Origin of the sequence: Vibrio sp. 10N.222.54.A3 (assembly GCF_041474095.1) — a bacterium.
GTDB lineage: Bacteria > Pseudomonadota > Gammaproteobacteria > Enterobacterales > Vibrionaceae > Vibrio > Vibrio crassostreae_C.
The window spans coordinates 1,656-25,016 of sequence record NZ_JBFRTN010000062.1 but is presented as its reverse complement, the minus strand read 5'-3'; the positions used below and the strand labels follow the sequence as shown (position 1 = coordinate 25,016).

Annotated in this window: 25 protein-coding genes; 19 read left to right on the top strand and 6 right to left on the bottom strand. The window is 45.1% G+C overall.

Translation table 11 applies throughout. From position 1 onward, the window contains the following. Window positions 1–194: 194 nt before the first annotated feature. Window positions 195–824 (top strand): peptide-methionine (S)-S-oxide reductase MsrA, encoded by a 630-nt coding sequence (msrA, locus tag AB4507_RS14085; protein WP_017058899.1) that lies wholly within the window; start codon window positions 195–197, stop codon window positions 822–824. Between the two features lie 110 nt (window positions 825–934). On the opposite strand, the gene AB4507_RS14080 is transcribed toward msrA, so the two are convergent. Next, window positions 935–1,135, bottom strand: a complete 201-nt coding sequence (locus AB4507_RS14080; RefSeq protein ID WP_017058898.1) for a DUF1107 family protein — start codon at window positions 1,133–1,135, stop codon at window positions 935–937. A gap of 253 nt (window positions 1,136–1,388) precedes the next feature. Here AB4507_RS14080 and AB4507_RS14075 point away from each other — a divergent pair, with 253 nt between their 5' ends. The 7 genes from AB4507_RS14075 (at window position 1,389) to AB4507_RS14045 (ending at window position 7,170) form a co-directional block, all read left to right on the top strand. Then, window positions 1,389–1,940 carry a YtfJ family protein gene (locus tag AB4507_RS14075; protein ID WP_017063723.1) on the top strand — a complete coding sequence of 184 codons (552 nt, stop codon included), beginning with the start codon at window positions 1,389–1,391 and terminating at the stop codon, window positions 1,938–1,940. A gap of 91 nt (window positions 1,941–2,031) precedes the next feature. Beyond that, complete coding sequence (locus tag AB4507_RS14070; RefSeq protein ID WP_017063722.1) at window positions 2,032–2,322, top strand: DUF2607 family protein; 291 nt, start codon at window positions 2,032–2,034, stop codon at window positions 2,320–2,322. 40 nt (window positions 2,323–2,362) lie between these two features. Next, entirely contained in the window at window positions 2,363–3,103 is a 741-nt protein-coding gene (locus AB4507_RS14065; protein ID WP_372182850.1) for a DUF2796 domain-containing protein, read from the top strand. 141 nt (window positions 3,104–3,244) lie between these two features. Beyond that, window positions 3,245–3,961 carry an ABC transporter ATP-binding protein gene (locus AB4507_RS14060; RefSeq protein ID WP_017058894.1) on the top strand — a complete coding sequence of 239 codons (717 nt, stop codon included), beginning with the start codon at window positions 3,245–3,247 and terminating at the stop codon, window positions 3,959–3,961. After that, a complete protein-coding gene (locus AB4507_RS14055; protein ID WP_017058893.1) occupies window positions 3,958–5,217 on the top strand; it encodes an ABC transporter permease in 1,260 nt (419 codons plus the stop codon). The genes AB4507_RS14060 and AB4507_RS14055 overlap by 4 nt, the downstream gene beginning before the upstream one ends. A 14-nt stretch (window positions 5,218–5,231) precedes the next feature. Then, the gene (locus AB4507_RS14050; protein ID WP_017058892.1) at window positions 5,232–5,747 is read left to right on the top strand and encodes a DUF3299 domain-containing protein; all 516 of its coding nucleotides are present in this window, start codon (window positions 5,232–5,234) and stop codon (window positions 5,745–5,747) included. Between the two features lie 514 nt (window positions 5,748–6,261). Next, window positions 6,262–7,170 carry a TIGR03899 family protein gene (locus AB4507_RS14045; RefSeq protein ID WP_017058890.1) on the top strand — a complete coding sequence of 303 codons (909 nt, stop codon included), beginning with the start codon at window positions 6,262–6,264 and terminating at the stop codon, window positions 7,168–7,170. Window positions 7,171–7,333: 163 nt separating this feature from the next. Here AB4507_RS14045 and cysC read toward each other — a convergent pair whose 3' ends face one another. From cysC to cysD, 4 genes are all read right to left on the bottom strand, one after another. Further along, complete coding sequence (gene cysC, locus AB4507_RS14040; RefSeq protein WP_372182849.1) at window positions 7,334–7,954, bottom strand: adenylyl-sulfate kinase; 621 nt, start codon at window positions 7,952–7,954, stop codon at window positions 7,334–7,336. A gap of 24 nt (window positions 7,955–7,978) precedes the next feature. Next, the gene (locus AB4507_RS14035; protein WP_372182848.1) at window positions 7,979–9,703 is read right to left on the bottom strand and encodes an SLC13 family permease; all 1,725 of its coding nucleotides are present in this window, start codon (window positions 9,701–9,703) and stop codon (window positions 7,979–7,981) included. Between the two features lie 65 nt (window positions 9,704–9,768). Next, window positions 9,769–11,199, bottom strand: coding sequence for a sulfate adenylyltransferase subunit CysN (gene cysN / locus AB4507_RS14030; RefSeq protein ID WP_017058887.1), 1,431 nt, complete (start codon window positions 11,197–11,199; stop codon window positions 9,769–9,771). A gap of 18 nt (window positions 11,200–11,217) precedes the next feature. Beyond that, window positions 11,218–12,162: a sulfate adenylyltransferase subunit CysD gene (cysD, locus tag AB4507_RS14025; protein WP_226088532.1), complete on the bottom strand. Its 945-nt coding sequence runs from the start codon at window positions 12,160–12,162 to the stop codon at window positions 11,218–11,220. 414 nt (window positions 12,163–12,576) lie between these two features. On the opposite strand from cysD, the gene AB4507_RS14020 reads away from it, so the two are divergent. The 10 genes from AB4507_RS14020 to AB4507_RS13975 all read left to right on the top strand — a co-directional run bounded on the left by AB4507_RS14020 (window position 12,577) and on the right by AB4507_RS13975 (window position 22,082). Then, window positions 12,577–14,553 carry a bifunctional 2',3'-cyclic-nucleotide 2'-phosphodiesterase/3'-nucleotidase gene (locus AB4507_RS14020; protein WP_372182847.1) on the top strand — a complete coding sequence of 659 codons (1,977 nt, stop codon included), beginning with the start codon at window positions 12,577–12,579 and terminating at the stop codon, window positions 14,551–14,553. Between the two features lie 284 nt (window positions 14,554–14,837). Then, window positions 14,838–15,425: a DedA family protein gene (locus tag AB4507_RS14015; RefSeq protein WP_371714641.1), complete on the top strand. Its 588-nt coding sequence runs from the start codon at window positions 14,838–14,840 to the stop codon at window positions 15,423–15,425. Then, a complete protein-coding gene (locus AB4507_RS14010; protein WP_372182846.1) occupies window positions 15,422–16,555 on the top strand; it encodes a D-alanine--D-alanine ligase in 1,134 nt (377 codons plus the stop codon). The genes AB4507_RS14015 and AB4507_RS14010 overlap by 4 nt, the downstream gene beginning before the upstream one ends. Window positions 16,556–16,574: 19 nt before the next feature. Next, the gene (locus AB4507_RS14005) at window positions 16,575–17,117 is read left to right on the top strand and encodes a hypothetical protein (protein WP_372182845.1); all 543 of its coding nucleotides are present in this window, start codon (window positions 16,575–16,577) and stop codon (window positions 17,115–17,117) included. Window positions 17,118–17,119: 2 nt separating this feature from the next. Further along, window positions 17,120–17,869 carry an NRDE family protein gene (locus tag AB4507_RS14000; protein ID WP_102394291.1) on the top strand — a complete coding sequence of 250 codons (750 nt, stop codon included), beginning with the start codon at window positions 17,120–17,122 and terminating at the stop codon, window positions 17,867–17,869. A 12-nt stretch (window positions 17,870–17,881) separates the two neighbouring features. Next, entirely contained in the window at window positions 17,882–18,319 is a 438-nt protein-coding gene (locus AB4507_RS13995; RefSeq protein WP_372182844.1) for a YHS domain-containing (seleno)protein, read from the top strand. A 12-nt stretch (window positions 18,320–18,331) separates the two neighbouring features. After that, a complete protein-coding gene (locus tag AB4507_RS13990; RefSeq protein WP_372132850.1) occupies window positions 18,332–20,086 on the top strand; it encodes a lysophospholipid acyltransferase family protein in 1,755 nt (584 codons plus the stop codon). 71 nt (window positions 20,087–20,157) lie between these two features. Beyond that, window positions 20,158–20,724, top strand: a complete 567-nt coding sequence (locus tag AB4507_RS13985) for a Crp/Fnr family transcriptional regulator (RefSeq protein ID WP_065207476.1) — start codon at window positions 20,158–20,160, stop codon at window positions 20,722–20,724. A 57-nt stretch (window positions 20,725–20,781) separates the two neighbouring features. Next, window positions 20,782–21,234, top strand: coding sequence for a GNAT family N-acetyltransferase (locus AB4507_RS13980; protein ID WP_017058878.1), 453 nt, complete (start codon window positions 20,782–20,784; stop codon window positions 21,232–21,234). Next, a complete protein-coding gene (locus AB4507_RS13975; RefSeq protein WP_017058877.1) occupies window positions 21,234–22,082 on the top strand; it encodes a DMT family transporter in 849 nt (282 codons plus the stop codon). The genes AB4507_RS13980 and AB4507_RS13975 overlap by 1 nt, the downstream gene beginning before the upstream one ends. Before the next feature lie 59 nt (window positions 22,083–22,141). Here the strand turns inward: AB4507_RS13975 and AB4507_RS13970 are convergent, their stop codons facing one another. Next, the gene (locus AB4507_RS13970; RefSeq protein WP_017068022.1) at window positions 22,142–22,726 is read right to left on the bottom strand and encodes a LysM-like peptidoglycan-binding domain-containing protein; all 585 of its coding nucleotides are present in this window, start codon (window positions 22,724–22,726) and stop codon (window positions 22,142–22,144) included. A 213-nt stretch (window positions 22,727–22,939) separates the two neighbouring features. Between AB4507_RS13970 and AB4507_RS13965 the strand changes: the two genes are divergently transcribed. Continuing rightward, the coding region (locus AB4507_RS13965) for an FKBP-type peptidyl-prolyl cis-trans isomerase N-terminal domain-containing protein (RefSeq protein ID WP_372182843.1) at window positions 22,940–23,361 on the top strand (422 nt) is incomplete at its 3' end.

Here is a 23,361-nt window from a genome sequence, read left to right as displayed (position 1 = left end):
TTTAATTGGTGAAGAAGTTATCAATACGTTAATAAGTGAAAAGAAATAATACCGCTAAATAGGCATTGAGTCTGTAATAAATCCTGGAATAACACGGTCTAATTTAAAGACTTATTCAATATTGACCAACAGTTAATATGAACCCACGTTAAATAAAAGCCAGCGCGGTAAACGTATGCGAAAAGGAATATAACATGCTAAACAAACAACAACTGGTTTCTGCAGCAACCGCACTACCGGGAAATGCTGACCCAATTCGAATCACTGAGCGCCATTTCGTCAATCAAACCGACCTGCTCGATGCACCCACGGGCTCTCAACAAGAAGTCCTGTTTGGTATGGGGTGCTTCTGGGGAGCTGAGCGTTTGTTTTGGCAATTGGATGGCGTTATTTCAACATCCGTTGGTTACGCTGGCGGATACACAGTTAATCCCACTTATGAACAAGTATGTACTGGGCAAACCGGCCATACCGAGGTCGTTCGTGTCATATTTGATAGTGAACAAACCTCTCTAGCTCGAATACTTGAAACCTTTTGGGAGCGTCATGACCCAACTCAAGGGATGCGCCAAGGCAACGATTTAGGGACTCAGTACCGTTCTGCGATTTACACCTTCAGTGAAGAACAACAATCTATCGCTGAGCACTCTAAACGTGAATATCAACGAGCAATGACTGAATCTTTAGGCAACGAGATCACGACGGAAGTTCTGCCTGCTGGAAAATATTTTTTCGCAGAAACCTACCACCAGCAATACCTAGCTAAAAATCCGAATGGGTATTGCGGGTTGGGTGGAACAGGTGTGTGCTTCCCTCCACAATAAAGTGCCGTTCGACATACCATCGTGAACGACACGCATTAAAAAAGGGCTTCCATCAGGAAGCCCTTTTCATTGTTAATCTATTCGGTGCAAGACAAATCGATAAAGCTCAGTTACACCGGCAACGCTGCAATGGTGCCGTTAACTTCTTTAAAAATAGTGAGCTTTTGTTTGTCTGAAACTTCAGGAAGTAGCACCTTGCCTTGGTCGAAGCGAAACTCTCCAACACCTTCAATAGCAAATTGGCCTTTGAACAGGACTTTAACGAAACGCGCCACCTGACGTGGACGGTAAGTAGAAAATTTTCTTAACATAATACAACCTCAATTCCATTTGAGTACTACAGTCACATACCTGAACAGCGTCGCTGTTCAAAGCACATTTAATCGCTAATTCCTTTAGCAAACAGCAAGATAATCTATTGTTCATCTTGATATTGATGCATTATACCTTTTGGTAACAAGCCTGCAACTTCTTTCTACGTCGTACGATAAAAAAGTTAAAGAGGCATTTTTCAAATTTCATATTATACTTCCTGTGCAAACCAATAAGCGGAACAAAAATATAATGAAAAACAAAACTCTACTGGCTTTTCTAGCCGCAGCCTCTCCACTCTTCGCCAATGCTCACAACCTATCAGTAGGCGCTACCCTACCTGCCGTCGATGTGAGTAACTATGGTGAGATTGTTCTAAACGACGGAAATACTGGATATCAAGCTTGGGCAACCAATGATCTTCTAGGTAAAGTTCGCGTCGTTCAAGCTATCGCTGGCCGCAGCAGCTCTAAAGAGCTCAACGCACCACTGATGGCAGCCATTACCGCATCGAAATTCTCAGAAGACAGCTACCAAACCACCACTATCATCAACCAAGATGATGCGATTTGGGGTACTGGGTCTTTTGTTAAGTCCTCTGCCGAAAGCAGCAAAGAAGAATTTCCATGGTCTTCTATGGTCCTAGATGAAGACGGCGCCGTTGCGTCAACATGGGCTCTAAAAGAAGAAAGCTCAGCGATTATCGTTCAAGACAAGCAAGGTAAAATCTTGTTTGTAAAAGAAGGTGCATTAAACGAATCAGAAGTCACTCAAGTCATTGAGTTGATTAAAGCGAGCCTTTAATAAGATATTCGCGTCTTTTTCGAGACCTAACCAAAGGATATTGTTATATTATAACAGTATCCTTTTTTTAATTCTGTGGTTAATCATCCTGATGTGGCAAAACACACCCAACAATGTGAAACGCAAAACAGGCTTCTTGCTTGGGCTTATGCTCATGTTAAGCGTGTTAGCCGCAACACACATTGTGGATATCGCACCAGAGCACCACACTTCACACCATTGTGAGCTGTTTTCGCTTAATCAGTTCATCACAGCGCACTCACTACCACAGATTCCAGAGTTCCATTCGGAATTTACTGTCGCTATTACAGAGTCAGTAACTTCACTACAGCGGCTATATTTCGCTTATTTGGCACGCTCACCTCCTGTAAATATCGCTTAATTACCACTACTTTTTAATTAACCTTTATTCAGGAAAAAACATGAAACCTACTTTTTTAGCCGTTGTTATCGGCATGACTGTCTCTACAAATGTTCTAGCTAACGAAGAATTCCGCTCTCATGATGCACACGTACATGGCCAAGTTGAAGTAAACATCGCGCAAGATGGGCAAGAATTGCTTGTTGAAGTGACAGCTCCCGGCGCTGATGTGGTTGGGTTTGAACATGCTCCAGAAACTGCAGAACAGAAGAAAGTGTTTGAACAGGCTATCGCACAATTAAACAAGCCAGAAGAGCTGTTTAGTTTTAACAATGCGAGTTGTACTCTGAAGTTCAAGTCAGTAGCAAACACCTTAGAAGGCGGTCATAACGACCATGAAGGCCATGACCATGCGGAACACGGTTATGGCGACCACAAAGACCATGATCACGCTGAACACGATCATGACGACCACAAAGACCATGACCACGCTGAACACGATCATGATGACCACAAAGACCATGACCACGCTGAGCACGCTGAGCACGCTGAGCACGATCATGATGACCACGAAGGTCACGACCACCACGATCATGAAGGCCACGATCACTCAGAAGGTGGCCACGGTGAGTTCACTGTTGAGTACCACTATGAATGTTCAGATGTTGCTAAGCTAGACACAGTTAGCACTCAGTGGTTCTCTAAGTTCAGCAACACTGAAAAAATGACGGTGAACCTACTAACAGACACAGCTCAAGTACAAGAAGTGCTTAACGCAGAGCGTATTAGTTTCCGATTCTAATCACTCCTAGATCGGATTAAACGTAAAATAAACAGCCAGGTAAGTCATCGCTTACTTGGCTGTTCAAATCGGTGTGTTCCTGGGAATTTATGTTTCAAATTACTGTCCAGTAGATACACCGCTGTAATTATTGGAGCTAGCATGTCTTCTGACAGTTCATCACTTGTGGTCAAACTCGAAAATATCAGCTTTCGTTGGAAGCCTGAATTACCACCAACGTTAGAGATCCCCTCTCTTCACATCCAAGCCCAAGAGCACCTTTTTATTAAAGGGCCAAGTGGTTGTGGAAAATCAACTTTGTTAGGGCTACTGACCGGAATCAACCAAGCTGAGCAAGGAGAAGTCTCTATCCTTGATCAAGACCTCACTCAGCTTACACCTCGTCAAAGAGATAAATTCAGAGCCGATCATATTGGTTATATTTTCCAACAATTTAACCTGCTTCCTTATCTATCAGTTATCGATAACGTGACGCTTCCTTGCCAGTTTTCACAGATTCGTAAACAGCAAGTCGCTGAAAGCCAGAAAAGCTTACAAGAGACGGCTCGAGAGTTGTTACTCCGATTAAAGCTACCTCAAGCTTTAATGGACAAGCCCGTTACCGAGTTGAGCATCGGTCAACAACAACGTGTTGCTGCCGCTCGTGCTTTGATCGGCCAACCCAAAATCATTATTGCCGACGAGCCAACCTCGGCTTTGGATCATGACAACCGAGAAGCTTTTATCGAACTGTTGTTAGAACAAGCCAACCAGGCAGGTTCTACTCTTATCTTTGTTAGCCATGATCCAACACTAGAAAAGTTGTTCACTCGAACCATAGATTTAAAAACCGTTAACCAAGCTAAGGTTGTCGTATGAAAGTAATTACTCACTTAGCCTTAAAAAGCGTACTCAACCGTAAAGCCACAGCCATTCTAACTATTCTCACTGTGGCTGTATCCGTCATTCTATTACTCGGTGTGGAACGTGTAAGAACCGAAGCTAAGAGCAGCTTCGCCAATACGATTTCAGGTACTGACCTTATCGTCGGTGGCCGCTCTGGTCAGGTAAACCTGCTGCTTTATTCCGTATTTAGAATCGGTAATGCGACCAACAACATCGACTGGAAAAGCTATGAAGAATTTAGCCAGCACAACGCTGTAAAGTGGGCGATCCCAATCTCATTGGGTGATTCACATAAAGGCTTCCGCGTAATGGGCACGAACCATAGCTACTTCGAGAATTATCGCTATGGAAGTAAGCAACCACTTACTTTTCAGCAAGGCAAAGAGTTTAATCAGCTATTTGACGTAGTGATTGGTGCCGACGTCGCGAAGAAGCTAGATTACAAAATAGGTGATCAAATCATTCTTGCGCACGGTATCAGTGATGTTGCGTTTAGCCGTCACGATAATCTGCCCTTCAAGATTGTGGGAATACTCGCGCCAACAGGAACACCAGTAGACAAAACCGTACACGTATCGCTAGAGGCAATCGAAGCAATTCATGTTGGCTGGGAATCAGGTGCCAACCTCGGGCACACACCGAATGCTGAAGCGCTAAAGCAACGTGACTTCCAACCGAAGCAGATTACCGCGATGATGGTTGGCCTTAAATCGAAGATCCAAACCTTCGCACTGCAACGAGAAATCAATAACTACCGCCAAGAACCTTTAAGCGCCATTATGCCGGGCATTGCGCTTCACGAATTGTGGGGAATGATGGCTGTAGCAGAACAAGCATTACTGATTGTTTCAGGGTTTGTTGTTGTCGCCGGATTATTGGGTATGCTCAGTAGCCTACTCACTAGCTTGCAAGAAAGGCGTCGAGAGATGGCTATCCTACGTGCGATGGGCGCAAGACCTCGTCATGTGTTTGGTTTACTGATCAGTGAAGCCAGTGCACTAACCTTCCTTGGCATTACATTAGGTGTTGCAGTGCTGTTTGCGCTGATCGCAGTAGTTGCTCCTATTGTGCAACAAAGTTATGGTATCAACATATCGATATCCGCAATCACACCGCATGAGTGGAAACTGCTTATGCTGGTACAAGTTGCCGGAATCATTATCGGCTTTATTCCCGCTTTCAGGGCTTACCGCCAGTCATTGTCTGATGGCATGACGATTCGAATCTAAAATAGGAACCTACGATGCAACGCAAATTCCTACTGATACTTGGGCTACTTCTGTTCCCATTTATCAGTACAGCTCACGCTGAAACCACTCAGAATGACGAATCGGTATTAACACTTGAATGGATTGATTTGATTCCAGAATCAGAACGTGCTCAGCTAGATTCATTTGGTATGCCGATGGTTGACCACAATAGTATGGACAAACCTCAACAATCGACACTTGGTGCTGTTCGCCCAGAATTGAATGGCAGCACAGTGAAGATTCCTGGCTTTGTGATTCCATTGGAAGGTGATGAGAATATGATCACTGAGTTTCTGCTGGTACCGTACTTTGGCGCATGTATCCACGTGCCACCGCCGCCACCGAACCAAATCATCTACGTGAAGTTCCCGAAAGGTGCACCAATACAGCAGTTATGGGATGTGATCTATTTGGTCGGAACGCTGAAAACTGAGTCAATCAGCCATGACTTAGCGCAAACCGGTTATCTTATTGAAGGTACTGCGATTGAAGAGTATGACGACATGTAGTCATTAGAAGGGTGGCTCAAGGATGAGCTGCCGTCACTGAACGAGTGTGATCATTCAATAACAGTTTAATAACGATAATTTTCTTCTGAATTACGCGATGTAATTAGATAAGTAAGCTAGAACAGCGACATAAGTCGCGAGTAATAACCCTATACTAAGCTGTTTCTTCAGCTTGTTATCATTGGCTTGATTCATAACTCCTCCTTGAGAATTACAACAAATTTAACATTTTATTATCACTAGCAAAAGTAAAATTTTGTTGAAACCTTCAACTCTGCACGCAAAATCTAGCCACCAATAAGATAAAGAGTTACATTTTAGACAGTTATACCAATCACAATAAGTAAGTGTTCAGAAATAGCGTAGAAAAAAGGCTTGAGAACCAGGCGGAGCTTTTTGATAAGTGGTTATTCTACAATCAAAAGTTCTAACGCCGTTATCGAGCGTTTTAACAAGCTAGAGCGAGCAATTATTTACTACGATTGGTCTTGAGTCGTCTCCTAACGGTACTCTTATGTCAGAAACCAAACAGCCAGTGATCATTGAGCATGCTAGCGATACACAGCAAAAGCATGAGAAAAAGCCTCATATTGCCGACAGTGCCAGCAGAATGCTGCACATCGCACAAAGCTTCGGCCTCGATTTCTTAATTAGTCATAGTGCCAAGCCAAAGGATAAAGCTGAGAGTACGCTTATCGAACGGGCACTATTGCGAGAGAAAAAACGTAGAGAGCTTCGCCAAAAGAACCTAGAACAGATTCTAAAGTTGGCGCACTCTTCATGTAAGGATGAAGCGGCTGGAGACCCGGATCAGGACTGGCTATACCGTTTCTTCGACATGGCACAAGAGATCCACAATACATCGATGCAGAGGCTATGGGCTCAAGTACTGAAACGAGAAGTCACCAACCCAGGCTCGACGTCGATGAAGGCACTGCAAATCTTAAAAGACATGACGCCAAAGGAAGCACTGACCTTACAAAGAGCAGCTTCATTAGGCTGCAGTTTTGGTAGCGATAACAGCAGAAAGCTCTTACTCGGCTTTAAATCTCATGCTGGGCTATTCAACTTTGGCAAAAGGGACACCACCAACACCATCAACCTTGGTGGGCACAACCTGCCCTACTCCAGCTTGCTCCACTTGATAGAGCTCGGGATTATTCTGGGCACAGAATTAGAATCCGGAGAGATTGATTTCGATCCAGCCCTGCACCTAACCTATCAAGGTAAGAGCATGTCACTGGCACCATTATCAAAAGGCGTGAAGCTGGTTTACTACCGATTCAGCCCTACAGGCAATGAGCTTTGTACCTTGCTCGGTAACAAGCCAAACACGCAGTATTACGATCAACTGATTGCACTATTGAGCCAGAAATTCACAGTACAGACAGAAGTGAAAAGCAGCGTAAATTACACCGTCTAGACACTCGACGGAGCTAAAATAGACGGTGTAAGAAGTGAAGTATTAAGAGGAATAAAGAGAATCTAGAGGATAGGTTTCTTGTCTCGGTAAACTAAGGCTGCACTATTTATCGGTCGTGAATAAACAGATAAACAGCTGAGTAGCCTTAGTCATACCAACGATCTCAGTTGGCTAAGATATTTCGCTTCCCCAACGCATCAATACACAGTTCGACCAATTCATCGAGTGTCTTCTCACCTGCAGGTAGATCAATCTCAGGGTTCAGAGGCGCTTCGTACACTGAACTAATACCTGTGAAGTTCGGGATTTCTCCGGCACGTGCTTTCTTATACAGACCTTTAGGATCACGCTGTTCGCAAACCTCTAATGGCGTATTGACGAACACCTCAAGAAACTCACCTTCCGGCAATAAATCTCTCACGAGTTGCCTTTCAGCTTGATGCGGAGAAATAAAGGCTGACAACACGATCAAGCCTGCATCTGCCATCAATTTAGCAAGCTCACCAATACGACGGATGTTCTCTCGACGATCTTGCTCAGAGAAGCCAAGGTCACTACATAATCCATGACGCACATTGTCGCCATCCAATAAATAAGTATGGTAACCAAGCTGTGCCAAGCGATTTTCTAATGCTCCAGCGACTGTCGATTTACCAGAACCAGACAACCCCGTGAACCAGAGCACGGCTGGCTTTTGTGATTTCAGATCCGCGCGAAATGTTTTATCAATCGAGTGTTGATGCCACACAACATTCTCATCTTTGGATTTGAGTACTGCGGTCATAATTAGTCCTTTAAATAAACAGCATTAAAATGGGAAAAAATAAGGAATTAGGGTCAGCACCAAGCCCGAATATACAATCGAGATTGGAATGCCGATACGCAGATAATCCGTTAAACGGTAATTACCTACGCTATAAACAAGTAAGTTGGTTTGGTAGCCGTATGGAGAGATAAAACTGGCACTGGCACCAAACAGTACCGCCATGATGAACGGCATAGGGTCAACGCCATAACCTACTGCCATACTGTAGCCAATCGGAAATGAGAGTGCTGCAGCCGCATTATTGGTCACCAGCTCTGTCAAAACCAAAGTCATAAAGTAGGTAGCAACTAACGCACCGAATACGCCCCAGCCATTAAACGCCTCCATAAACATCAGCCCCATCCGCTCAGATAAACCCGATGAAATCATCAGTTGAGCAATAGAAAGTGCAGAGCCCACGATCACCACAATATCAACTGGGAAACGGCGGCGGAGCTCACCCAGTTGCACCACGCCAAATGCCACCAGCAACAGTAGAAAACCAGCTAAGCCTTTGATAATAGGTACTGCATCGATAAGGGCTAAACCAATCACGCTAGCAAAGCCGAGCAACACGAACGTCGATTTGTCGGCATCAAGCTTGGCACTCGAATCTAAGTCATTCATCAACACAAACTCTTTGTTGTGTTGTTGGCGCTGTTCTTCAAAGCGTTTACCTGGAACCAAAATCAAGGTATCACCAGCGGTCAATGTGATATTCCCTAGCCCACCTTCTAGGCGTTCATGGCCACGACGAATAGCAACCACAACCGCATCGAAACGATCTCTAAATTGGCTGGTTTTCAGGGTTTTGTTACAGAAGCTTGCCGACGAACTCACCACCACTTCAACAAAGCTCTGGCCATTCAAATGATGCTGACCAAACAGGGTTAAACCTTGGATTTCTTGCAGTGTTGCAACACTCTCTACATCACCACAAAACAGCAATCGGTCGCGAGCTTGAAGAATAAAATCAGGGTCAATCGACGCGGTGGTTTTACCGTCTCGAATCACTTCGGCTAAGAACAGCTTTCTAAGAGCTCTAAGATTATTTTCACTGACGCTACGGCCAACTAATGGAGAACCTGGCTCAACTCGCGCCTCGAGAAAGTAAGGCAGATCATCTTGAGAACCATCATCGTAGCTGGGTAGAAAATAGCTAAGAGGAATAAGGATCAATACCCCACCGACCAAAACCGCTAAACCGATCAAGGTAGGTGTGAAAAAGTTTAAGCTCGGTAAACCTGCATCTTCAACAAAACTATTGATGATCAAATTGGTAGAGGTGCCGATCAATGTCAGGGTGCCACCTAAGATGGCAGCGTATGACAAAGGGATAAGTAACTTAGACGGCGCGTGCTGTTGATTACGTTTGATCGCCCCGATCAAAGAAACAACCACCGCGGTGTTATTAGTAAAAGAAGAAAGTAACGCTGTAGAAATACCCAACTTCGCAACCACGGTACCTAGCCTACCTTCAGAGATATTGCGGCTAACCCAGCTGATTAAGCGAGTTTTCTCCAACGCACTTGATGCGAGGATCAGAAGAATTAAAGTCAGTAACGAGGAGTTAGTGAAGTTATTAGCCAAGCTCGACAAGTCGATCATGCCAGCCATAAAAGCAATAAACGCCGCGCCAGCAAAGATAAAGCTTGGCTTAATACGGGTAACGAGCAGGCAAGTAATGATGCCGAGCAAAATCGCTAATACAAATCCTTGTTGCCACATATACCCGTCCTTTATGGCGGAAACGATCGGTTTCCGCCTGATTCAATAAGCTGTTACTTGGTCGTTTATGACTTCAGTAGTTGGCTTAGATCTTTGGCATCCCAATGAGGGAAATGTTTGCGAACCAATGCGTTGAACTCAAGTTCAAATGCAGAGAAGTTACCGACTTGCTGTTCAACAGAGTCCAAACGGTCTCGAATCAAACCCGCGCCAACCGTCACGTTGGTTAGTCGGTCGATAACGATGAAGCCACCGGTATCCGCACTTTCACGGTATTTATCCAGCGCGACAGTCTCGTTCAGTGACCATTCACACAAGCCAATGCCATTCAATGGCAACTCATCGACAGCGTGAGTCGATAGGTTGTTGATGTCGTATTGGTGACGAACCGTTTCAACCTGACCAACGGTTTTCTTGCCTGCGATCTTGATGTCGTAAGCTTTGCCCGGTTGCAATGGTTGCTCTGTCATCCACACGATGTCAGCCAATACGTGGTTAGTGGATTCAATCTGCGCGTTTTCTAGCACAATCAAATCACCACGACTGATATCAATCTCATCTTCAAGGGTCAGTGTTACTGCCAAGCCCGCTTGCGCAGACTCCAAATCACCATCAAAAGTTACAATGCGTGCAACCTTAGAGGTTTTACCCGACGGCAGCGCCTTGATTTCATCACCGACACTGACACGGCCAGAGGCAACGGTGCCAGCAAAACCGCGGAAGTCTAAGTTAGGACGATTGACGTACTGAACTGGGAATCGGAATTCACCTGCCGAACGCTTTTGGTCAATGTCGACGTTCTCTAACACTTCTAGCAGAGATGGGCCTTCGAACCATGCAAGCTCTTTACTTGGTGCAGCAACGTTGATGCCTTCAAGCGCCGATACTGGCAAGATCTGAATATTGGTTTCGCCTTCTAGGTTTTCTGCAAACTCTAGGTATTCATCGCGAATTTCTTCAAAACGATCTTGCGCGTAATCCACGAGATCCATCTTGTTTACAGCAACGATGAAATGCTTCAAACCAAGCAGGTTAGAGATAAACGAGTGACGACGTGTTTGATCCAGAACGCCCTTACGAGCATCAATCAAGATCACCGCCAGATCACACGTTGAAGCGCCTGTTGCCATGTTGCGCGTATACTGCTCATGCCCAGGAGTATCAGCAATAATGAACTTACGTTTTTGAGTCGAGAAGTAGCGGTAAGCCACATCGATCGTGATCCCTTGCTCACGCTCAGCCTGCAGACCATCAACAAGCAGTGCCAAATCAGGTTTCTCACCTGTCGTTCCCACTCGTTGGCTATCCGAGTGAACCGCCGCTAGCTGATCTTCATAAATCTGTTTTGTATCATGGAGTAAGCGACCGATTAGCGTACTTTTACCGTCATCTACCGAGCCACAAGTTAAAAATCTAAGCATAGATTTATGCTGATGCTGACTTAGATAACCTTCAATCCCTAGTTCAGCCAATTCGGCTTCTACTGCACTATTCATTTTTCTTTCCTTAGATTCTTAGAAATAACCTTGGCGCTTTTTCAGCTCCATAGAGCCCGACTGATCATGGTCAATCGCTCGACCTTGACGCTCACTAGACGTCGCCACCAGCATCTCTTCAATAATGCCCGTTAGCGTATTCGCCTCAGATTCAACCGCTCCGGTTAATGGGTAACAGCCTAAAGTACGAAAACGAACGCTTTTCTCTTCAATCACTTCACCTTCTTGCAGCTCCATACGGTCATCATCAACCATGATCAGCATGCCATCACGCTCAACTACAGGGCGTTTGTCTGAAAGGTAAAGTGGAACAATATCGATGCTCTCTAGATAGATGTATTGCCAGATATCGAGCTCAGTCCAATTAGATAGCGGGAATACACGAATGCTTTCGCCCTTATTAACCTGACCGTTGTAGGTGTGCCAAAGCTCTGGACGCTGGTTTTTTGGATCCCACGTATGGTTCTTATCACGGAAAGAATAAACACGTTCTTTCGCACGAGATTTTTCTTCATCACGACGCGCACCACCAAAAGCCGCATCGAACCCATACTTGTTTAACGCCTGCTTAAGGCCCTGTGTTTTCATGATGTCAGTGTGCTTCGAAGAACCATGTACAAATGGGCTACAACCCATCTCAATACCTTCTGGGTTCTTATGTACTAAAAGGTCGAAGCCGTACTTTTTAGCCGTACGATCACGAAACTCAATCATCTCGCGGAATTTCCAATCCGTATCTACATGCAATAGCGGGAATGGAATCTTGCCTGGATAAAACGCTTTGCGAGCTAAATGAAGCATCACAGAAGAATCTTTTCCGATGGAGTACATCATCACTGGGTTATCAAACTCAGCCGCCACTTCACGGATAATATGAATACTTTCCGCTTCGAGCTGTTTTAGGTGGGTTAAACGTTCTTGGTCCATTTCAGTGCTTCCTTTAAGGCTCGCGTTACGAGCAATTCATTACTTGGTCTTGCCAAGCATGGGATTTAACTCATCCACTTGAGTGAATGGGAGTATTGGCACTAGAAGAAAACAGAAGCTTCGTGTTGAGCTATCCTTGCTATTCGTCTGCCTGATACGTCCTTGATATAGGCATTATGACGAGCCTCTCATATTACTGGAAATTCTAAAATTTCATTTTTTATTCGAAAAGCTGATAAGGGATTGAATTTATCGATAAGCAGGTGAAATGAATGGACTAATATTATCGATATCAGTTGCACATCGATTAATCAGGTTTGGGAGGCGTCTTGCAGAACACCATAAAGTAGTCGATCTAAGTCACGAATTAACATTCGTTGTAATCATTGTTTCATTCCATTTTGTTACATTACGCAACGAATTTTCTACTATCCACTTTGGAGCTACAAAATGAAAGTTGCAATGAAACCTTTGTCATTGGCTGTGCTTGCGGGTCTTGGTTTGACTCTAGCAGGCTGTACAACAACACCAGATACCGATGAAGTGATTAAACTACGTGTCGTAGAGACAACGGACATCCATACCAACCTAATGGATTACGATTACTACAAAGACAAGCCATCGAAAAAAATCGGCTTAGCACGTACTGCAACTCTAGTAAAAGAAGCTCAAAACGAAGTAACCAACAGCGTATTAGTTGATAACGGTGACTTGCTGCAAGGTAGCCCAATGGGTGACTACATGGCAGACAAAGGCATCGAAGTAGGCGAAGTTCACCCTGCATACAAAGCTATGAACCAACTAAGCTACGACGCTGCAAACCTAGGTAACCACGAATTCAACTACGGTCTTGAGTTCCTAGAAGAATCTATCAACGACGCTGATTTCCCGTACATCAGTGCTAACGTTTACGACGCAGAAACCAAAGAACACTACTTCACGCCTTATATCATCAAGACGCACACGTTCGAAGATACTGCTGGTGTAGAGCACGAAGTAAAAGTGGGTTACATCGGTTTTGTTCCACCACAAATCATGACGTGGGATAAAAAGAACCTTGAAGGCAAAGTGATCGCTCGTGACATCATTGAGACGGCTAACGAGTTAGTGCCTCAAATGAAAGCGGAAGGCGCTGAAGTTATCGTTGCTATCCCTCACTCAGGCGTATCAACTGACCCATACAAAAATGGCGAAGAGAACTCAACGTTCTACCTATCTGAAGTAGATGGCATTGATGCGATCGCATTCGGCCACTCTCACGCAGTGTTCCCAGGTAAAGGTTTTGATGACATTCAAGGCATCGACAACGAAACGGGCACAATGAACGGCGTTGCGGCAGTAATGCCAGGTCGTTGGGGTAGCCACGTTGGTGTTATGGACCTAACACTGGCACAAAAAGACGGTAAGTGGGAAGTCGTTAAAGGCCAATCAGAAGCACGCCCTATCTACGACAAGATCGAGAAGAAATCTCTTGCTGCGGCTGATGAAGGCATCGTAACAGCACTAGAAAAAGACCACGCTGGTACTCGTGAGTTTGTTAACCAACCGATTGGTAAAGCAGACGATGTGATGTACAGCTTCTTGTCTCTAGTACAAGACGATCCAACAGTTCAAATCGTTAACCTTGCACAGAAAGATTACGTTGAACAGTTCATCCAAGGTGACCCTGACCTAGATGGTACGCCAGTACTTTCCGCGGCTGCACCATTCAAAGCTGGTGGCCGTAAGAATGACCCAGCGAACTTCACTGAAGTTGAATCTGGTCAACTGACATTCCGTAACGCAGCTGACTTATACCTTTACCCGAACACACTAGTTGCGATGAAGGTAACAGGTCACGAAGTAAAAGAGTGGCTTGAGTGTTCTGCTGGTCAATTCAACCAAGTTGATGTTAACTCAACAGCACCACAACAGTTGATCGAGTGGGATAACTTCCGCACTTACAACTTCGATGTTATCGACGGTGTTGATTACCAAATCGACGTAACTCAACCTGCGAAATACGATGCAAACTGTAAAGTCGTTAACCCTGACTCACAGCGTATTGTTGGCCTAACTTACCAAGGTAAGCCAATCGACATGAAGCAAGACTTCCTGATCGCAACCAACAACTACCGTGCATATAGCGCTAAGTTCCCAGGCACAGGTGAAGACTTCATCGCATTTGATGCACCAGATGAGAACCGTACTGTTCTTGCAAACTACATCTCTCGCGTAAGCAAAGAACAAGGCCAAGTGAGCCCAACAGCTGACAACAACTGGTCATTTGCACCAATCAAAACGGATAACAAGCTAGATATCCGCTTTGAAACATCTCCAAGCGACAAAGCAGCAGAGTTCATTAAAGAGAAAGGTCAATACCCGATGAAACGTGTTGCGACTGACGATGTTGGTTTTGCTGTTTACCAAATTGACCTAACTAAATAGATTGCTCAAGTAATCCATAGTTAACGTTCTGAAAGGCTGAGTTTAACGATTCAGCCTTTTTCTTTTCTTATAAATGTTCAGTCCAAAGCCTTAGGTTTCTAACCCTTTAACACCCTCTAGTTCTGCACCGAAACCACATACCTCAAACCACTCATTTCATTCAATCAACACAAAAAAGCGGTAATTATCTGTAAGTTTTTCTCTGCTCCTCCTGTCTATTTAATTTACTACACTCAATGAATGGTCATTAAGCCATTCATCTATAGGATAGATAAGGACATTTGATGAGCACCGTCGAGAGTATCCAAGCATGGTTAAATACAGGAGAGGAATCGCTGCTATGGCTGATGCTTGGCATTATCGCGCTTTCTTATCTGCTTGAAGATCTGGCGATTGTTACGGCGGCAGGTATAGCTACTCAAGGTCTAATACCTCCTCAATATGCGTTGCTTGCCATTTTCATCGGTATTGCCACAGGTGATCTCGGCCTCTATTGCCTAGGTAAATCAGGACGTTATTTCCGAGGTGTTCGATATAAAGCCCTCACGAATAAATACTTTCGTTCGCTTCGTACCAAATTACGTCAGAACGCATTCAGCAGCCTTTTTGTTATCCGCTTTATCCCAGGGCTTCGCACCGTCGGGTTTACCTTAAGTGGCTTTTTCGCCATCCCACTGTCTACTTTCTTGTTTGCTGTCATCAGCGCCACCGCGATCTGGACTGGCATTGTCTTCTCTGCCATCTACTATTTAGGAACATCAGCGTGGCTGCAAGCCTCTGAATATCAATGGATCGTTATCCCGTGTGCCATCGCTTTACTGTTTATCGGTAATCGATTAATGAATAAAACCTACTCTAGAGGATTATCATGAGTTCACCGCAAGATATTCGCATCATTCCCGCACATCAAACCAATGCAGGCATGCCTTTGCTTGAAAAAGATACCGTGCGCAGTGTCTCTCCTTATGAGTTTCTTCCGACTTGGTTTTTCTACACGCCAGTGGTGATTCAAAGCCTGATGCAAGGGTTACGGCACTTTGACTGGGCGCTGCCGCTCATCGCCAACCCGAGCATCAAGTTAAGCGGCATGGTAGGCGAATCAAAACACGAAATACTGAGCCTTGCCGGATCATCGAGTCAGCGCTGGATCTCTCCGTTTATCACCCTCACCAAAACGGATCTTAGCAGTAAGAAGCAAGCTGAAGATGCGCGCAGCGCACTCATACAATCGGATCTTGATTTCCCGATTGTGGCTAAACCTGATCTTGGTTGTCGAGGTGTTGGCGTTAAGCTGATCAACACACAAGATCAACTTGAGCAATATGTTGAATCTTTCCCAAATAACGCTCGCTTTCTACTGCAAGAAAAGGCGCCTTATCAGGCAGAAGCTGGCGTTTTCTATGTTCGTTACCCAAACAAAAAGCAAGGCGAGATCATCTCGATCACACTCAAATATGCGCCAATGGTGATGGGTGATGGCGAGTCAACACTCAAACAGTTAATTGAAAATAGCCCGCGTGCTGGGCAGCTCAGTCACCTCTATCTGCCAAGACATCAAGATAAATTGGATCAAGTGCTCGCAGAGGGCGAAGAGTTCCAACTCGCGTTCGCAGGTAGCCATAGCCGTGGCTGTATCTTCCGAGACGGTAATCAATACATCACTCAGGCTCTAACAGAACGCTTAGACGAGATATTCGACGACTTCGATGGCTTTCACTTTGGTCGACTCGACGTCAAGTTTAAAGACATGTACAGCCTAATGAACGGTGAGGATTTCACGATTCTTGAGGTCAATGGCGCAAGCAGTGAGGCTGGACATATCTGGGATCGCAACACCCCATTACGAGAGATATTTTCTACGCTACTCCTGCAATATCGCATTCTTTTTGATATTGGCGCTCAGCAAAAACAACGAGGCCACCAATCCCCTTCTTTCAAGAGCTTATTTGCGGCGTGGCAAGAAGAGCGACGTCTTGTTCAACAATATCCGACTACCGACTAACTTTGCACGAGGATCATGAATGAACCCCATAGCCCAACCGAGCGCCCTTACTTCTTTCTCTCCTAGTATCAAGGGAGCGGTAGAGATATTGAATCAGGGTCTAGAGTTTTTGTTAGCGATTTCTGACAGCGATTACCTGATACGAGCAAAGCCACACGTTACAAGCTCTATCGGTGAACATACTCGTCACACACTGGATCTTTTTCACGCCTTGATTTTAAAAGAGGATGAGACCGTTGATTACAACACTCGTCGTCGTGGTCATCCTGTCGAATACGACCGCTCTATTGCAGTCAAAGAGATCCACTATGTGATCAACTGGCTTGAACGATTAGACCGTCGAGATCTCGAAGCGCCTATCATGATCCAAACCGAGGTTTCGATGGATGCTCAAGTGTTCGCAAGCCTGCCTTCAACGCTCGAAAGAGAGGTCACCTTTGCCGCACTGCATGCCAATCATCATTACGCGATGATCAAGGTGATCACCACCTTCCTAGACGTCGAGACCTGCAACACCTTTGGTTATGCCCCAACCACCAACAGCTATCTGAGGGAGCAATAATCATGTGTTCAGTATCTTGGCTGCTTGAAGAGAATGGTTATCAGGTCTTTTTTAATCGTGATGAACAAAAGACGCGAGCACTGGCAATGCCACCCAGACAATATCGAGTCAACGGTGTCGATATCATTATGCCACTCGACCCAACTGGCGGCGGTAGCTGGATAAGTATTAATGAGTTCGGGCTTTCGCTATGCCTACTCAATAACTATCAAGGCACAGTGCCCGTTGGTCCTTTAGTAAGCCGCGGTTTGCTACTTAAAAACCTATCATCGAGTCGTAATATCAGTCAGCTATCTGAAGCGTTTCACAAGCTATACCTACACTCTTTTGCCCCATTTACCTTGCTAGCTTTCGCGCCCAATCTAACCCAACACAATGGTCTGGTTATCGCCTACATGTGGGATGGTATTCAACAGAAAATAGTCGACACTGATTCTCCACTCTTCTCATCCGGTGTTGATTTAGAGCGAGTGCAAGCCTACCGACAAGCAAAATATGATCAGCTCATGGCGGCAGGTAAGAATCAACAGAACTTACTGATGTTCCACTCTCACCATCACAATGAGCAACCTCATTTAGCGACCTGTATGCATCGCGAAGACGCACATACCGTGAGCTTTACACACTTACGTAACCTGCATGGTCAAGCCTCTATGTTTTATGCACCCGGCTCACCATGCGAACCCATTAAACCATGTCAGATAAATCAGCAGCGCTTTACCTTTGATTTATCACCCGCAATCAATCTATAGATGGAGTCCATCATGAGAAAACTATTAACCATGGTTCTGCTACTTGTTAGCCCGTACGTATTTGCCGCCGATGAAATCTACACTGGTTTCTTTAGCAGTAAGGCGCTCGATGGCTACGATACCGTCGCATATTTCACTTCCGGTAAGCCCATTGAAGGCAGTAAAAAATTCAGCACTGAGTACAAAGGGGCGGATTGGTATTTCTCTTCTGAAAAGAATCTGACTTTATTTGTTAATAATCCTGAAAAATATGCCCCTCAATATGGTGGCTATTGCGCTTGGGCAGTATCAGCGAAGAGCGACTTTGCACCGAGTGACCCACATCAATGGACGATTGTTGATAACAAGCTTTACCTCAACTACGACCAAGAGATTAAGCAGCGCTGGGAACAAGACCAAGCACAGCATATTCAACAAGCCGATAAAGTTTGGCCGCAACTGATTAAGTAAGGTAATTTCATTATGATTGATAGTCCTTTTCGTTTACCACGTTACACGCCTTTTGGTTTAGGTGAGTCTGTTGTCGAGTGGGCAACTGGGCTATCTAAGCTAGACCGACTCTACCAAGATCGTAAAAACGAGTTATCTAGCTTCGAATTCATGAATTACACTCTGTCGGCGCTCAATATCGACTACTCGGTTGCATCGGGAAGCACGGAAAACATCCCGGAAGAAGGGCCTGTCGTGATTGTGGCGAACCACCCGCTTGGCGCCATCGAAGGCGTGATCCTTGCCGATCTCGTAGGATCAGTAAGAAAGGATGTGAAGGTGCTGGCCAATGAGTTACTTAAGCGCCTGCCTGAACTGGATGATCTTTTCATCGGTGTCGATGTCTTTAATAGTAAAGAATCAAAACGCACCAATGCCAAAGCCATTCGAGACGCCAATCGTCATTTGGCTGATGGCGGACTGTTGATTGTATTCCCTGCGGGTGAAGTATCGAGCTACCGTAAAGGGGCAAAAACACTGACAGATATCGAGTGGAGCAAGTCGGTCGCCAAATTCGTCAAACGTCATCAAGCCACCACAGTGCCTATCTTTATCAATGGTAAAAACAGCGAGCTTTTCTACCAAGCAGGAAGAGTTCATCCGCTATTAAGAACCGCTCTACTCGGCCGTGAACTTCTTAATAAACAGGCGACGACTATCTCTATCTCGATTGGCTCTTCGATTCCATATTCAGAGATAAAATCGTTTGAAAAAGAGATGGATATCGTCAACTACCTACGACTCAATACCTACCTAATGAGTCAACAAGATAGTCCGAACACGCCAATCCACGCGCCCTCTTTCGATACCCAAGTGATAGCGCCTATTCCACCAGAAGTCTTATCAATAGAGATAGACTCACTCCCTGAAGAGATGAAACTGCTCGAGCAAGGGAACTTTGAGGTCTACTGCACGCCTAGCCAATCCATTCCTAACTTAATGCGCGAGATTGGTCGAGTAAGAGAAGAAAGCTTTAGAGAAGTCGGAGAAGGCAGCGGGCTGGCCTGTGATTTAGATGAGTATGACCTTTACTACCATCAACTGTTTGTGTGGAATAAAACCAAGGCAGAACTGGTTGGCGCGTATCGACTCGGTATGGTCGACAAACTCATCGCTGAGCACGGGCTTGATCAGCTCTACTCTCGTAGCCTGTTTAACTACAACCAAGAATTCATTGATACTCTAGAAAACAGCATTGAGCTTGGGCGATCGGTAGTAAGTAAACCTTACCAAAAGAGCCTGAACTCACTGTTACTATTGTGGAAAGGCATTGCGACCTTTGTGTCTCGTCACCCTCAATATACCCATCTGTTCGGCCCAGTCAGTATCAGCAATGATTACAGCCACAATGCGCGTCTGTTGATCGCGACCACGTTATCAATCCACCATTATGATGAGGAAAAGGCGAATTTGGTTTCACCTTCGTCACCACTCAATACCAGCAGTCATGTGTTCTGGCAAAATCACCTGCTCTCTTCACTGGCGAGTGTGCCTCTGCTCTCTAAAGTGTTAGCACGCATGGAGCAAGGTAAAGGCCTGCCGGTACTGCTGCGCCAATATCTAGGGATGAACGGTAAACTGGTGTGTTTTAATGTCGACCCATCTTTTAATGATGCCTTGGATGGCTTGATTGTGGTTAATCTTAAGAAAGTACCGTTGAAAACCCTAGGAAAATACATGGGAAGAGACCTCGCTCAAGATTATCTAGAACAACACAGTCGACGCTGATTTAGCCTGCTCTGTACCTCTCCCCAAATAAGTGCGATGATTTCGGCACTTATTTGGGTTAGGTTATTTTCATGCACACCTCTTTTATCAAACAACTACAAAGCTTTGACTTCTCTGAGAGTCAGGTTGAATCTCTATTAGCTGTCGCGAAGCCGCTTGAGCTGCCAACCCGACACATCCTGATCAATCAAGGTGAGATGGCGAGTTCAATCTACTTTGTACTTGAAGGCTTATGCCACGCTTGTTATCTCACTAATGACGGTAAGCAATACAGCAAAGAATTCTACTGGGAACAAGACTGGATCATCGGCTTTGAGAGTTTGATAAAGAACCAAGCCTCTCCTTACCTATTAGAAACGCTGACACCCATCACCATGTTAGAGCTGCCAATGAATGCGGTTATCGAGTGGCGTGCATCAAATAATCCTTTGTATTTAAAGCTGTTAGAAACACAACTGATGCATAAGGAAAACAAAGAACGCTTCATGCTGCTCTATACACCAGAGCAACGCTATCAGCTGTTCTGCGAGCACTATCCCGACCTTGAGCAGCGCTTGAACGACAATCAAATTGCAGCCTACCTAGGAATAACCGCAATCAGCCTGAGCAGAATTAAAGGTCGAATTAACAATAGTTAATGCCAACAATCATCGCGCATAGTACATTCAGAGCATCGATAATCTCTGGATGTAAACATGATCACTTGGCACTCAATTCCTTTTTCTGAACTCTCAACACAACAGCTTTATCAACTACTTAAATTAAGAGTCGATGTATTTGTGGTCGAGCAGACTTGTCCTTATCCAGAGCTGGACGGTAAAGATACACTCGCGGGTGTTGAGCACCTGCTTGGCTATGCTGATGAAGAGTTGGTAGCGTGTGCACGTTTATTACCACCAGGTACCTCTTACGACAACACCAGCATCGGTCGAGTCGCAACCAAGCAATCGGCAAGAGGTGGTGGCTTGGGGCATCAATTAATCAAAGAAGCATTAACACGCTGCGAGGCTCTTTGGCCAAATACGGCCATTGATATTGGCGCGCAGCAACACCTAGAAAACTTCTATGCGAGCCACGGCTTCAACACCATCTCGGATATGTATCTCGAAGATGACATTCCTCATATAGACATGAGATTAGAAAAATAATGACGAATATCACTGCCGGTATTCTATTGTTGGTTGCAGGTAACTTGTTTGCCTCGCTTTCCGACGTAGCGGTAAAGCTGTTAAATGGCGAAGTACCGCCCTTACAGTATATTTTTTTCCGACAGTTGATATCTCTGCTCATCATCACCCCTTTGTGGCTACAGCAGAAAAAAGAACAACGGCGCTTACAGCAGGCTAAGGTAACCTTCATTCGAGGTCAGTTAATTCTGATCGGCAGTGGGTGCATGGTGGTCGCGATCACTCACTTGTCTTTGGCAACCGCCAACGCAGTATTTTATGTCGCGCCTTTACTGATGTTGCCGCTCTCAATGTTGCTATTGAAAGAGCAACCGGCACTCGGCAAGGTTATCGGCACAACCATAGGTTTTATTGGTGCATTGATTGTCTTGAGGCCATCACAATTTCATTGGGCGGCACTGTTTGCTTTGGGGACAGCACTCACCCTAGCACTATTTAATGTACTCGTAAGAAAGCTTCCTAGTGAGCAAACGGTGGTCACTACGCTGTGGTGGACAACCTTATTCTCTATTCCAGCCTCATTAGTACTGTGCTTCTTATACTGGCAGCCAGTGTCTGTGGAGCATTTGGGATACATAGCCCTGAGTGCGACGCTAATCTTAAGTTACAACGGCCTTGCAGTTGCTGCCTATCAAAAAGCACACTCTAGCCAAATTGCCTTGGCTGAGTATTCAGGATTGGTGTTTGTCGCGCTAATAGGTGCAATATGGTTCGATGAGATTCCGGATACATTAACCTTTATCGGAATCATGCTTATCATCTTGCCACTCGCCCCTTTCAAGCGACCAAAAAAAAGAGCTAATGCTTAGCTCTTTTCTATCGTTTATCTGTGTCTGGTGAAGCGCTTTAACTCAGGCTCACTATTCATCTACTTACTGCGACCAAAGCCACCATCGGATAAGCGGAAGAACATCACCGAAGTGTCGCCTTTCTCTAGCTGAAGAATGTCCAACTGCCCAGTTTCAGCAAGTTTGAAACGAACCAGCTGGCCTTTACGAATCTGACTGAGCGGCTTATCTGCACCTTCAATTCGCACTAACGCATTCAAGTCAGACAATGGCAAATCGTTGTTTCGAAAAACCTGCGCTAACGTATCCCCTTGCTTAACAAGGTACTCCTGCCAATTTTTGTTACTCGGTTCTAATGAGCTGTTCTTGGCATTTTGCTGTTCGCTTAAGCCGACGGTGTTTATTTCAAGCTCAACGCGCGATGTTGTTGGAGCTGTGTCTACTTTAGGTTCTGGTAGCGGCACAAAAAGTAATATCAGTACGATCGGAGAAATCACCATCAACAGTCTTTGGTGTAACTTCGGCAATGAACCCCAAGTTTGCGCTGTCGAGGTTTTCATTTTCTTCACATCGATCGAACTCAATTTCTCTTTGACCTGATTCAGTCGATCCTTGAATTCTGCTAAGTGGTCAACTTTCTGTTTTTTCTTTTGACGACGATTCATACCACTGCGTCCTATACATTGAATAACTACAGTATAAAAACCAAAGTACCAACAGTATAGATCTTTCCGTCACAACAAGGCCCAAAGCGAGAAAATTGACATGGCTGTGATTTGGGCACGGTAAAGCGCAAGTGATCAGGGACTAGCCGTTTCTTCACGCTGCTAATACTGGTATTCTTACCCTTTTCGTACTGACAAAAAGAGTGACTTTTCATGTCTGAAGTAAAATTTGAAACTGTAGAGCAAAAAGCTAGCTACGGTATCGGTCTACAAATGGGCCAACAACTTGCTGGTTCTGGTCTTGAAGGCCTAAACGTTGACGCAATCGCTGCTGGTATCGCAACAGCTCTAGTTGGCGACATGCCAGCTATCGAAGTTGACGAAATCAACAACGCACTACAAGAGCTACACACTCGTGGTGAAGCTGCACGTCAAGAACTAGCTAAAGCTGCTGCTGCTGACGGCGAAGCTTTCCTAGCTGACAACGCTCTTCGTTCAGAAGTAACGGTTCTTGAGTCTGGTCTTCAGTACGAAGTACTAACTGAAGGTACTGGCGAAATCCCAACTGCAGACAAGCAAGTACGTGTTCACTACCACGGCGAACTAACTGACGGTACTGTTTTCGACAGCTCTGT